This window comes from Hydrogenophaga sp. T2 (assembly GCF_049843535.1).
GTDB lineage: Bacteria > Pseudomonadota > Gammaproteobacteria > Burkholderiales > Burkholderiaceae_C > Hydrogenophaga > Hydrogenophaga crocea.
The window spans coordinates 141,722-153,722 of sequence record NZ_JBBHZJ010000006.1; the positions used below are offsets into that span (position 1 = coordinate 141,722).

General features: G+C 70.7%; 10 protein-coding genes. 6 read left to right on the forward strand and 4 right to left on the reverse strand.

Annotation, left to right across the window (positions count from 1 at the left end):
* Positions 1-1,122 carry a recombinase RecA gene (recA, locus tag WDZ95_RS15305; RefSeq protein ID WP_425779616.1) on the reverse strand — a complete coding sequence of 374 codons (1,122 nt, stop codon included), beginning with the start codon at positions 1,120-1,122 and terminating at the stop codon, positions 1-3.
* A gap of 153 nt (positions 1,123-1,275) precedes the next feature.
* Here recA and WDZ95_RS15310 point away from each other — a divergent pair, with 153 nt between their 5' ends.
* The 3 genes from WDZ95_RS15310 (at position 1,276) to WDZ95_RS15320 (ending at position 4,009) form a co-directional block, all read left to right on the forward strand.
* Positions 1,276-1,749, forward strand: coding sequence for a MarR family winged helix-turn-helix transcriptional regulator (locus WDZ95_RS15310; RefSeq protein WP_425779618.1), 474 nt, complete (start codon positions 1,276-1,278; stop codon positions 1,747-1,749).
* A 74-nt stretch (positions 1,750-1,823) separates the two neighbouring features.
* Positions 1,824-2,492: a response regulator gene (locus WDZ95_RS15315; protein WP_166228992.1), complete on the forward strand. Its 669-nt coding sequence runs from the start codon at positions 1,824-1,826 to the stop codon at positions 2,490-2,492.
* 152 nt (positions 2,493-2,644) lie between these two features.
* Positions 2,645-4,009: a sensor histidine kinase N-terminal domain-containing protein gene (locus WDZ95_RS15320; RefSeq protein WP_425779957.1), complete on the forward strand. Its 1,365-nt coding sequence runs from the start codon at positions 2,645-2,647 to the stop codon at positions 4,007-4,009.
* 101 nt (positions 4,010-4,110) lie between these two features.
* Here WDZ95_RS15320 and WDZ95_RS15325 read toward each other — a convergent pair whose 3' ends face one another.
* Together WDZ95_RS15325 and WDZ95_RS15330 are read right to left on the reverse strand one after the other, a co-directional pair.
* Positions 4,111-4,755, reverse strand: a complete 645-nt coding sequence (locus tag WDZ95_RS15325; RefSeq protein WP_425779620.1) for a glutathione S-transferase family protein — start codon at positions 4,753-4,755, stop codon at positions 4,111-4,113.
* A 33-nt stretch (positions 4,756-4,788) separates the two neighbouring features.
* Positions 4,789-7,746 carry a DNA topoisomerase III gene (locus tag WDZ95_RS15330; RefSeq protein WP_425779622.1) on the reverse strand — a complete coding sequence of 986 codons (2,958 nt, stop codon included), beginning with the start codon at positions 7,744-7,746 and terminating at the stop codon, positions 4,789-4,791.
* A 156-nt stretch (positions 7,747-7,902) separates the two neighbouring features.
* Here WDZ95_RS15330 and WDZ95_RS15335 point away from each other — a divergent pair, with 156 nt between their 5' ends.
* Genes WDZ95_RS15335 through WDZ95_RS15345 form a run of 3 tightly spaced genes read left to right on the forward strand, consistent with a single transcriptional unit; the run spans position 7,903 to position 9,985 of the window.
* Positions 7,903-8,394 (forward strand): SET domain-containing protein, encoded by a 492-nt coding sequence (locus tag WDZ95_RS15335; RefSeq protein ID WP_425779624.1) that lies wholly within the window; start codon positions 7,903-7,905, stop codon positions 8,392-8,394.
* A gap of 2 nt (positions 8,395-8,396) precedes the next feature.
* A complete protein-coding gene (locus WDZ95_RS15340) occupies positions 8,397-9,227 on the forward strand; it encodes a biotin--[acetyl-CoA-carboxylase] ligase (RefSeq protein WP_425779626.1) in 831 nt (276 codons plus the stop codon).
* The gene (locus WDZ95_RS15345) at positions 9,221-9,985 is read left to right on the forward strand and encodes an SPOR domain-containing protein (protein ID WP_425779628.1); all 765 of its coding nucleotides are present in this window, start codon (positions 9,221-9,223) and stop codon (positions 9,983-9,985) included. Before WDZ95_RS15340 ends, WDZ95_RS15345 begins: the two co-directional genes overlap by 7 nt.
* Before the next feature lie 12 nt (positions 9,986-9,997).
* Here the strand turns inward: WDZ95_RS15345 and WDZ95_RS15350 are convergent, their stop codons facing one another.
* Entirely contained in the window at positions 9,998-11,917 is a 1,920-nt protein-coding gene (locus WDZ95_RS15350) for a S8 family serine peptidase (protein ID WP_425779630.1), read from the reverse strand.
* Positions 11,918-12,001 lie beyond the last annotated feature (84 nt).

Below are 12,001 nucleotides of genomic sequence, written 5' to 3' on the forward strand. Positions count from 1 at the left end.
TCAGGCGTCCGTGGCGTCTTCGGCGTCGGCCTTGGCCTTGGTCTTGCGACCCTTGGCGGGCGCGGCCGCGGCCTCTTCGCCGTCGGCGAAGTCCGAGGGCAGCAGCGGCACACCCAGGGCTTCGCGCACCTTGTTCTCGATCTCGAAGCGCAGTTCGATGTTCTCCTTGAGGAACTCGCGCGCGTTGTCGCGGCCCTGGCCGATCTTCTCGCCGTTGTAGGCGTACCAGGCGCCCGACTTCTCGACCACGCGGTGCAGCACGCCGAGGTCGAGGATCTCGCCCTCGCGGCTGATGCCTTCGCCGAACAGGATGTCGAACTCGGCCGTCTTGAACGGGGGCGAGACCTTGTTCTTGACCACCTTGACCTTGGTTTCGTTGCCGATCGCGTCGTCGCCCTTCTTGATGGTGCCGGTGCGGCGGATGTCCAGGCGCACCGAGGCGTAGAACTTGAGCGCGTTGCCGCCGGTGGTGGTTTCGGGGCTGCCGAACATCACGCCGATCTTCATGCGGATCTGGTTGATGAAGATCACCGTGCAGTTGGTCTTCTTGATGGTGGCGGTGAGCTTGCGCAGCGCCTGGCTCATCAGGCGCGCCTGCAGGCCGGGCAGCTGGTCGCCCATTTCGCCTTCGATCTCGGCCTTGGGCGTGAGCGCCGCCACCGAGTCGATCACCACCAGATCGACCGCGCCCGAGCGCACCAGCGAATCGACGATCTCAAGCGCCTGTTCACCGGTGTCGGGCTGGCTGATGAGCAGCTCGGGCAGGTTCACGCCGAGCTTCTGTGCGTACTGCACGTCGAGCGCGTGCTCGGCGTCGACGAAGGCGCAGGTGCCGTTGAGGCGCTGCATCTCGGCGATGACCTGCAGCGTGAGCGTGGTCTTGCCCGACGATTCCGGGCCGTAGATCTCGATCACCCGGCCTCGCGGCAGGCCGCCGACGCCCAGCGCGATGTCCAGGCCCAGCGAACCGGTGGACACCACCTGGATGTCCTCGATCTGCTCGCCTTCGCCGAGCTTCATGATCGTGCCCTTGCCGAACTGCTTTTCGATCTGGGCAAGCGCGGCCTGCAGGGCCTTGGCCTTTTCGCTGTTGAGGGCGGCGTTTTTGACGGGTGCGTCCATAGGGTGGCTCCTGAGCGGTGAGTGGGTGTTGACTTCACGGCAGGTCTTCCGACCTGTTTCGGCATCCAGCACTGGATGCATGCCCAGAAGTGTAGCGGCGCATTGCCGCGTCAAAAGCCGATTTTTGGTCAGTTTGCCTTACGATCTGACGCCATGGACACGACCCCCGACGACCGCTGGCGCGGCGGCCACCTGGGCCGCTGGCTGGGCGAATCGCTGCGCCGTTTCGACGCGCGCGTGCTGCACCTGATGGCCCACGACCCCGAGGTCCCGCTGGCGCTGTCCAACCTCGCCGCGCGCCAGCAGGTGGGCGCGGCGCACGTACACATCACGCGCCACCTCTCGCTGCGCGGCTCGCGGCTGACCGAGCTCGCGCACAACGCGGGCATGAGCAAGCAGGCCATGGGCGATCTCGTGGCGCAGTGCGAGGCCTGGGGCCTGGTGCGGCGCGAGCCCGACCCGCGCGACGCGCGGGCCCGGCGCATCGCCTTCACACCCGACGGCCTGCTCTGGCTCGACGCCTTCCGGCGCGCCGTGGCGCAGGCCGAGGCCGAGTTCGCGACCCAGGTGGGCCCCGAGGTGGCCACCGTCGTCGTGCTCGGTCTGGAGGCGTATGCACAGACCTGAGCAGACGGCCTGTTCTGTCAGCCTGGTCGAAGGGGGCAAACCTACAATGAACCCACACTTCGAGGAGACCTGCCATGCGCATCCTGATCGCCGAAGATGACCAGGTCCTGGCCGACGGCCTGCTGCGCAGCCTGCGATCGGCCGGCGCCGCCGTGGACCACGTGGCCAGCGGCACCGAAGCCGACGCGGCCCTGCTCACGAACAACGAGTTCGACCTGCTGATCCTGGACCTGGGCCTGCCCAAGCTGCACGGCCTGGAAGTGCTCAAACGGCTGCGGTCGCGCGGCTCGGCGATGCCGGTGCTCATCCTCACGGCCGCCGACGGCGTGGAGGAGCGCGTCAAGGGCCTGGACCTCGGCGCCGACGACTACATGGCCAAGCCCTTTTCGCTGCAGGAGCTCGAGGCCCGCGTGCGCGCCCTCACGCGCCGCGGCATGGGCGGCAGCACCAACGTCATCCGCCACGGCCCGCTCGAATACGACCAGGCCGGCCGCGTGGCCACCATCGACGGCAAGATGGTCGAGCTCTCGGCGCGCGAACTCGGCCTGCTCGAGGTGCTGCTGCAGCGCGCGGGCCGCCTGGTGAGCAAGGACCAGCTCGTCGAGCGCCTGTGCGAATGGGGCGAAGAGGTGAGCAACAACGCCATCGAGGTCTACATCCACCGCCTGCGCAAGAAGATCGAAAAGGGCCCGGTGCGCATTGCCACCGTGCGCGGCCTGGGCTACTGCCTGGAGAAGGTGTGACCCTTCCGGCGGCGCAGCCACGCAGCGGCGAGAGCGGCTCCGTGGCGCCGGCCGAGGCCGCACCGCCCGCCGAACGCCGCGGCGGCGGCCCGGGCGGCTTCGGGCTGTTCCAGCGCGAGCAGCGCAGCCTGTTCGGCGAAATCCTCGACTGGATGCTGACGCCGCTGCTGCTGCTGTGGCCGCTGTCGCTCGCGCTCACCTGGATCGTGGCGCAGGGCATCGCCAACAAGCCCTTCGACCGCGCGCTCGAGTTCAACCTGCAGGCCTTGTCGCAGCTCGTGAACGTGCACGAGGGCCGGCCGCGCTTCGAGCTCAACCGCCAGGCGCGCGAGCTGCTGCGCGCCGACGACAGCGATTTCGTGTTCTACCAGGTGGTCGATGCGCGGGGCACGGTGCTCAGCGGCGAGGCCGACCTGCCCCGCCCGCCCACCGACGAAACCCCGGAGGTCGGCCGCGTGCGCCAGCGCGACGACGTGATGCGCGGCGACGCGGTGCGCGTGGCCTACACCTGGCTCGCGCGGCCCGACCCGGCACGCCCGGTGCTGCTGCAGGTGGCCGAAACCACAGGCCGGCGCTCGACGCTGGCCAACGAGATCATCAAGGGCGTGATGGTCCCGCAGTTCGTGATCCTGCCGCTCGCGGTGCTGCTGGTGTGGATGGCGCTGGTGCGTGGCATCCGGCCGCTGTCCGATCTGGAACAGCGCATCCGTGCCCGCCGGCCCGACGACCTGAGCCCGATCGAGGAGATGGACGTGCCGCAGGAGGTGGCGCCGCTGGTGTCCTCGATCAACGACCTGCTCGCGCGCCTGAAGACCTCGCTCAACACGCAGCGGCGCTTCCTGGCCGACGCGGCCCACCAGCTCAAGACGCCGCTCGCGGGCCTGCGCATGCAGGCCGAGCTCGCGCAGCGCGAGGCCGACCCCGCGGGCCTGCGCGCCTCGCTGCAGCAGATCGCGCGCTCGACCGTGCGCGCCAACCACACCGTCAGCCAGCTGCTCGCGCTCGCGCGCGCCGAAACCACGGGCCGCGCGCTGCCCAACGCCCAGGTCGACCTCGCGCGCCTGCTCGCGGGCGTGGTGCAGGACTCGGTGCCGCGCGCGCTGGAGCACGGCGTGGACATCGGTCTCGAAGGCGTGAGCGAGGTCCCGCCCGAGATGCTCATCACCGGCAATCCGACACTGCTGCAGGAGATGGTGCGCAACCTGCTCGACAACGCGATCGCCTACAGCGGCCAGGGCGGCGTGGTGACGGCGCGCGTGCTCGTCGACCGCTTCAGTGGCGTGCAGCTGGTGCAGGTGGAAGACAACGGGCCGGGCATTCCGGTGAACGAACGCGCGCTGGTGTTGCAGCCGTTCTACCGCGCGCTGGGCACCAACGTCGACGGCTCGGGCCTGGGGCTGGCCATCGTGCAGGAGATCGCGCAGCAGCATGGCGCGACCCTGTTGATGGAAGACGCGCACCCCGAGCGCTCACGGCCCGGGCTGCGGATCTCGGTGCGCTTCACGCGCCCCGAGTGAAGCGCGGCGCGTGGGGGCTCAGGCCCCGCTGCCGGGCCGCCCCAGGGCGAGGCCGCGCCCCCTCGGGGGGCAGCGACCCGCGCAGCGGGGAGCCTGGGGGCTCAAGGCTTGTAGACGTTGAGTTCGAGGCGCTCGCGCTCGATCACCTTGGCCACCGCTGGCAGCGCCGCGAAGCGCTGCACCAGGGCCCAGGTCTGGGGCAGGGTCTGCGGATCGATGCCTGCGAAACCGCCCCAGCGCAGCAGCGTGAGCGCGTAGGCATCGAGCACACCCGGGTGCTCGCCGCCGAGCCAGGGCGAGGCCTTGGCGGCCAGGGCTTCGATCTCCTGCAGCAGGCCCCGGTAGGTCTCCACCGCATGCGCCTTCACGGCCTTTTGCGCCGCTTCGTCGCTGGTGAACTTGTTGGGCATGAACACGTGCGTGAAGGTCGGATGCACGGTGTTGTTCATCCACGCCAGCACCTGCAGCGCGCGCGTGCGCGCCACGCCGCCCGCGGGCAGCAGATGGGCCTGGGGAAACATCGCGTCCAGGTGCAGCGCGATGGCGGTGATCTGCGTGATCACCTCGTCGCCATCGACCAGCACGGGCACCTGGCCGCGCGGGTTGATCGCCAGGTACTCGGGCGAGCGCTGCTCGCCACGGTGCAGCTTGATCGGGGCGGGTTCGAACGCGGCGCCCGCGAGTTCCAGGGCCGCGTGCGGCACGAAAGAACAGGCGCCCGAGGCGTAGTACAGCTTGAGGCTCATCGAACAGTCTCCTTGAAGGTTCTGGAAGGGTAATCAGCTCAGGTGGTCGCCCACCAGGCCTGCGATCTCGAACATGGTCACCGAGTCCTTGCCGAACACGGGGCGCAGCTTGGCATCGGCGTTGATGCGGCGCTTGTCCTTGGCGTCCTGCAGGCCGTTGGCCTTGATGTAGTCCCACAGCTTTTTGACCACCTCGGGGCGCGACACCACGCCCTCGCCGATCACCGCGGCCAGCGCCGCGCTGGGCTGCTTGCCGGTGGCGGCGGTGGTCTTGCGTGGGGCCTTCTTCTCGGCCGGCGCTTTCTTGGCGGCCGGGGCCTTCTTGGCCGCCGCCGCCTTCTTCGCGGGCGCCGCCTTGGCCGCGGGCCGCGCCGCGGTCTTGCGCGGCGGGTATTTGCTGTCGCGCGGCTCGAACTCGAAGTTCACCTTGCCGGCGGCGGCATCCCAGGCCAGGAAGGCCTTGAACGCGCGGCGCGTGCGCATGGACACGAACTTGTCGAGCAGGTCGGTCTTGCCGGTGGCGAGCAGCTTGGCCATCTGCTCACGCGCCACCGGCTGCTGCAGGATGATCTTGCCGCTCTTGAAATCGCAGCTCGGCGTGGGCTGCTGCGCCGTGGGCACCGAGCGCTCGCACACGTAGTTGGCACCGTGCTCGTGCACCGCGCCGCCGCACTTGGGGCAGGCGCCCAGGCTCTCGCTGCCCGTGAAGTCCACGAGCTCGCCGGTCTCTTCGTCCTTGCGGTCGTCGCCGAAGTCGAATTCGAGCTTCCAGTTGCGGTCTTCCTCGCTGTGCTTGAGCACCAGTTCGGCCACGAAGGGCCAGCCGGCCTTGGAGCGGAAGCCCTCGAGCGGGCCGATGTGCTTGTCGCGCAGGAAGACCTCGGCCTCTGCGGTTTCGAAGGTGCGGCCGCCGGGCGATTTGGTGAACGAGAAGCCGCAGCCTTCGCTGTTGCCGTCGACACCGGTGCAGGCGAAGCGGCGGTAGTTCTCTTTCACCACGCCGCCGCAGTTGGGGCAGGGCGAAGACAGCGTGGCGTAGTCGCCGGGCACGGTGTCGCGGTCGTATTCCTTGGCCTTCTTCACGAGGCGCTCGGTCATGGCCGCGATCTCGGCCATGAAGGCATCGCGCGAGAGCTTGCCGTGCTCCATCTGCGAGAGCTTGTATTCCCACTCGCCGGTGAGCTCGGGCTTGGAGAGTTCCTCCACCTCGAGGCCGCGCAGCAGCGTCATGAGCTGGAAGGCCTTGGCCGTGGGAATGAGCTCGCGGCCCTCGCGCAGCATGTACTTCTCGGCCAGCAGGCCTTCGATGATGGCCGCGCGCGTGGCCGGCGTGCCCAGGCCCTTCTCGCTCATGGCCTCGCGCAGCTCGTCGTCTTCCACCAGCTTGCCCGCGCCTTCCATGGCCGCGAGCAGCGTGGCTTCGCTGTAGCGCGCTGGCGGGCGGGTTTTCAGGCCCTTGTGCTCGACCGACTCGGTGCGCACGGTTTCGCCCTCGCGCACGGGCACCAGGTTCTGGCCCTTGTCGCCCGGCTGCGCGCCCTCGACCTCTTCGGCGGCCTCCTTGCCGTACACGGCCATCCAGCCCGGCTTCACCAGCACCTTGCCTTCGGTCTTGAAGTGGTGGTTGAGCACGGTGCTGATGCGCGTGGTGACCATGAACTCGGCGCTGGGGAAGAACACCGCGAGGAAGCGGCGCACCACCAGGTCGTAGAGCTTCTGCTCGGCCTCGCTCAGGCCGCTGGGCGCCTGCAGCGTGGGGATGATGGCGAAGTGGTCCGAGACCTTGCTGTTGTCGAAGACGCGCTTGGTGGGCTTGATGTAGCCGTTGTTGAGCGCGGTGAGCGCGTGCGGCGCGAGGTGCTTCATGCCGCTGTCGGCGAGCATCTCGAAGGTCTGCTTCACGGTGCCCAGGTAGTCCTCGGGCAGCGCGCGCGAATCGGTTCGCGGGTAGGTGAGCGCCTTGTGGCGTTCGTACAGGCTTTGCGCGAGCTGCAGCGTGGTCTTGGCCGAGAAGCCGAAGCGGCCGTTGGCCTCGCGCTGCAGGCTGGTCAGGTCGTAGAGCAGGCCGCTGGCCTGGGTGGTGGGCTTGCTTTCTTCGGTGACGCTGGCCGCCTTGCCGCGCACGGCCTCGACGATGGCCTGCGCCTGCTTCAGATCCCACACGCGGTCGGCGCGCAGGTCGGCGTCGGCGTCTTCGCCCGTGGGCTTCTTGAAATGGGGGTCGAACCACTTGCCCGGGTATTCGCCGGCCTCGGCGAGGAAGCTCGCGTGGATCTCCCAGTAGTCGCGCGGGCGGTGCGCGCGGATCTTCTCTTCGCGCTCGACCACGATGGACAGCGTGGGCGTCTGCACGCGGCCCACGGTGGTGAGGAAGAAGCCGCCGTCGCGCGAGTTGAACGCGGTCATGGCGCGCGTGCCATTGATGCCCACGAGCCAGTCGGCCTCGGAGCGGCTGCGCGCCGCGTCGGCCAGGCCGCGCATCTGCGCGTCGCTGCGCAGGCGCTCGAAGCCTTCACGGATGGCGGCCGGCGTCATGGACTGCAGCCACAGCCGCTGCACCGGCTTGCCCAGGCCCTGGTACTGACCGTTCTTGAGGCCGCCCGCGTACTGCTCGATCAGCCGGAAGATCAGCTCGCCCTCGCGGCCCGCGTCGCAGGCGTTGATGAGCTGGCCCACGTCCTTGCGCTTGGCCAGCTTCACCACCGCGTTCAGGCGCGACTTGGCCTTGTCGATGGGCTTGAGCTCGAAGTACGGCGGCAGCACCGGCAGGTGCGCGAAGCTCCACTTGCCGCGCTTGACGTCGAACTGCTCGGGCGCCGCGATCTCCACCAGGTGGCCCACGGCGGACGTGACCACGTAGCGCTCGTTTTCGTAGTGGTCCTCGTGCTTGTCGAACTTGCCCGCCACGGGCGTGAGCGCGCGCACGATGTCCTGCGCCACGGAAGGCTTCTCGGCAATGACCAGTGTTTTGGAAGAACCGTCGGTTTTCATCTCTACAATCCGCTCCCACGCGCGGGCGCGCCCATGCATACGTGCGCGCGCTTGTCGTGCGCGCACCCACGCGCGCACCCGCACAAAACAACCTTACCAAAGAAATCCGACGTGACGAAAACCGCCCGGACGACGTCCACGCGCCCCGCCAAAGCCGTGAAAGCCCCCAAGGCCGGCGACGCGCGCCGCATCCAGACCCGGCGCTCCGGCGTGCACGGCAAAGGCGTCTACGCGCTGGTGGACATCCCCGCGGGCGAGACGCTCATCGAGTACACGGGCGAGATCATCACCTGGGCCGAGGCGCTCGAGCGCCACCCGCACGACCCGAACGACCCCAACCACACCTTCTACTTCCACATCGACGAAGACCACGTGATCGATGCCAAGTACGGGGGCAACTCGTCGCGCTGGATCAACCACAGCTGCAAGCCCAACTGCGAGGCCGACGTGGAAGACGGCCGCGTGTTCATCCGCAGCAAGCGCGACATCCAGGCCGGCGAAGAACTGTTCTACGACTACGGCCTGGTCATCGACGAACCCCTGACGCCGAAACTCAAGGCCCAGTACCCGTGCTGGTGCGGCGCCAAGAAGTGCCGCGGCACGCTGCTGGCGCCGGCCAAGGGCGGGCGCGCCACCAAGCTGGGCTGAACATGCAGTCCGGCGGCAGGCCCGAAGGGGTGGCGGCCGCGGCCACGCTGGCCGCCAGCGCCGAAACCATCTGGCTCGCGGTCGCCCCCACGCTGCCGGGCTTCACGGTCGAGGTCGTGCCCGAGATCGACTCGACCAACTCCGAACTCATGCGGCGCGCGCGCGCCGCGCCGCTCGACCCCGTGCTGCTGGTGGCCGAGCAGCAGACCGCGGGCCGGGGCCGCCTGGGCCGCGGCTGGCACAGCCAGCCGGGCCACTCGCTCACCTTCTCGCTGGGCCTCACGCTGCGCCCGCGCAGCTGGTCGGGCCTGTCGCTGGTGGTGGGCGTGAGCCTGGCCGAACGGCTGCATGCCGATGTGCGCCTGAAGTGGCCGAACGACCTCTGGCTGATGGAACGCAAGCTCGGCGGCATTCTGGTGGAAACCGCGGGCCTGGTCGACGGGCCCGATGCCGCGCGCGCGGTGGTCATCGGCGTGGGCCTGAACGTGGCCCGGCCTGCCGAGGCCGCGGTGCAGCAGGTGCCGGGCGGGGCGCTGCCGCCCATGCCCCCGGCGGGCCTGGCCGAGGTGGAAATGGGCGTGACCGCGCCCGAGTGGCTGGCGCGCCTGGTGCCAGCGCTGGTGGCCGACGTGAAGCACTTCGAAGCCGAGGGCTTCGCCCCCTTCGTGTCGCGCTTCGCGGCGCGCGACGCGCTGCGCGAGCGCGCCGTCACGCTCAGCGACGGTACCCGCGGCCGGGCCGCCGGCGTGGCCGACGACGGCGCCCTGATGGTGCGCGTGGACGGGCGGCTGCGGCGCGTGGACAGCGCCGAGGTGAGCGTGCGCCCATGCTGAGGTGGCTGGTGGTCGCCCTGCTCGCGGCCAACGCGGTGTATTACGCGGGCGTGCATGGACACCTCGCCCCGCTGGGGTGGCCGTCGGCGCACGAGCAGCGCGAGCCCCAGCGGCTTGAGCGCCAGGTGGAGCCGCAGCGCCTGCGGCTGCTAAACGGCGCGCGCGGCGCCGATCCCCTGACGCCCGCCACCGGCCAGAACCCGCCAGCGCCGGTCGCCGCTGCGCCGGCCGTTGCGGCGGCTGTGCCCGCCGCCGTGCCTGCCCCGGCAGCGGCGCCGGCGCCCGAGCCCGCTGCGGCCGCCGCCACCGCGTGCTGGCAGGCCGCGGGCTTCAGCACCGAGCAGGCCGAGCTGCTGCGCGCCGAGCTGCGCCTGCTGGGCCTGGCCGACAACGCCTGGCAGCTCGGCGAGGTGCGCAGCGCGGGCCGCTGGATCGTCTACATGGGCCGCTACGACAATGCCGAGCAGGCGGCGCGCAAGAAGGCCGAATTGCGCGGCATGGGCCTGGACACGCGCGACGTGAACACACCGGGCCTGGCGCCCGGCATCGCGCTCGGCACTTTTTCGAGCGCGGCGGCGGCGCAGGAAGCGCTTCAACAGGCCGAGCGCCGGGGCGTGCGGACCGCGCGCGTGGTGCAGGAGCGCGCCGAGAGCCTGAGCTACACCCTGCGGCTGCCGGCCATCACCGACGCGCTGCGCCAGCGCATCGACGGACTCGGCCCGGCCACCGCCGGCCGCCCGCTGCAGCGCTGCGGCTGAGGCGCGATCGGTTCAGGCGCGCCTGCGCGCGCGGCGCAGGCCCATGCCGGCGGCGAGCAGCACCAGACCGGTCATCCAGCCCACGGGGCCGCCGCCACCGCCGGTGGGTGCGGGCGCGGGCGGCGCAACGCCGCGCACGATGATGGCGTCGCTGCCGCTCACGCCGTTGTTGTCCGTCACGGTGAGGCGGAACACCCAGCGGCCTTCCACGCCAGGCAGCGTCAGGCTGGTGAGCGACGCGGTGTCGGCCGGAATCGCCACCGCGGGGCCGCTGTCCTGCGTCCAGCGGTAGGCCACCAGGTTGGAGCCGGGCAGCGCCACGCTGCCGCGGCCGTCCAGCGTGATGCTGGCGCCCGGCACGACCGTTCCCACGGGACGGATGACCGCCGCGGGGCGCGTGGCCAGCTGCAGCGACACCTGCGCGTCGAGCAGGCCCGCCCCGCAGGTGGTGGTGGTGCAGTTGCACACGCCGGCGCTGGTGCCGGCGCAGGTGGTGCCCACGGGGCTGAGGTGCGGGCGCGCGCCGGCCTGCATGCGTTCGATGAGCGCGCGGGGGGTGAGCGAGGGGTTGAGCGCGAGCATGAGGCTGGCCACCCCCGCCGCCTGCGGCGCCGCGAAGCTGGTGCCCTCTTCGTAGCCGTAGTTGTCTGCCGCCGGGGTGGTGGTCCCGCTGTTGGACGTGCTGAGCAGCAGCCGGTCACCGCCGTTGAGGCCGGTGTACATGAAGCGCCGGTCGCAGGTGGGCGCGTCGCACGAGCCGCCGGGCGCCGAGAGGGCCACGTTGGGGCCGAAGCTCGAGTAGTCGGTCTTGGCGCCGTCGCGGCGCACCGAGGCCACGGCCATCACGCCATCGCAATCCGCCGGACGCGTGAGGCTGCGCGCGCGGTTGCCCGCGGCGACCACGAGCAGGGCGCCCGCGGCGTTCACGTCATCGACCATGCTCTGGTAGGCCGGGCTGCAGGCGGCGCTGCCGCCGAAGCTCAGGTTGATGACCCGCGCGGGGTTGAGGTTGACCGGCGCGCCCGCCACCGGCAGGCCCGCGGCCCAGCGCACGCCGTCGATCAGATCGGACACCAGCGCGCCGCACTTGCCCGAGACCCGCACCGGCACGATCTGCGCGCGCCAGTTCAGGCCGGCCACGCCCTGGCCGTTGTCGGTTTCCGCCGCGATCTGGCCGGCGATGAAGGTGCCGTGCCAGGAGCTGTCGTCGACATAACAGGACGCGAACAGCGGCTGGTTCGCGACGTCGCTGAACGAGACCCAGTCGCCGGGGTCGCTCGGGTCGGCATCGCGGCCGTCGCCGTCGTTGGCGACCAGCAGTTCGCTCACGAAGTCGTATCCCGGCAGGACCCGGCCCGCGAGATCGGGGTGCGGTCGGATGCCGCTGTCGACCACGGCCACCACGGTGCTGGGCGAGCCCACGCTCAGGTCCCAGGCGTTCTCCATGTTCAGGCCCGCGGGCTCGCCGAAAGCGCCCGGGGCCTTGAGGTGCCACTGGCTGGCATAGAGAGCGTCGTTGGGAACGGCCTGCCGCTGCACCAGCACGTTGGGCTCGACCCAGGCCACGTCGGGGTGCAAGCGCAGGCGGCGCATGGCGTCATCGAGCGCACGGCCCTGGAGCGGCCGCTGGAAGCGCAGCAGTGCGGCGCGGCCGGCTTCGCCCGCGGCCTCGCCGCGGACCCCGGCCTCGCGTGCGACGCGCGCCGTGAGTTCGCGCGAGCGCAGCGCGGCGCGCATCCAGGCGGCCTGGGCACGGGCGCGCCCGTCGGCCCAGGGACCGCGGTCGGTCTCCTCGCGCGACAGCGGGTTCACCGCGTCGCGGTAGCCCACGATCACGCCAAAGGCGGGCGCGTCGGGCGCAGCCGCAAAAAGGGGAAGGGCGACGATCAGGCTGGAGGCCAGCAGGCACAGCCGCAGCAGGGCTCGATACATGGGAGGGGTTTTTAGCACGCACCCCTTAATGGCGATCCCCGCAACAGCACCAACGCGTGGGATTTGCCCGCGGACGGAACGCCG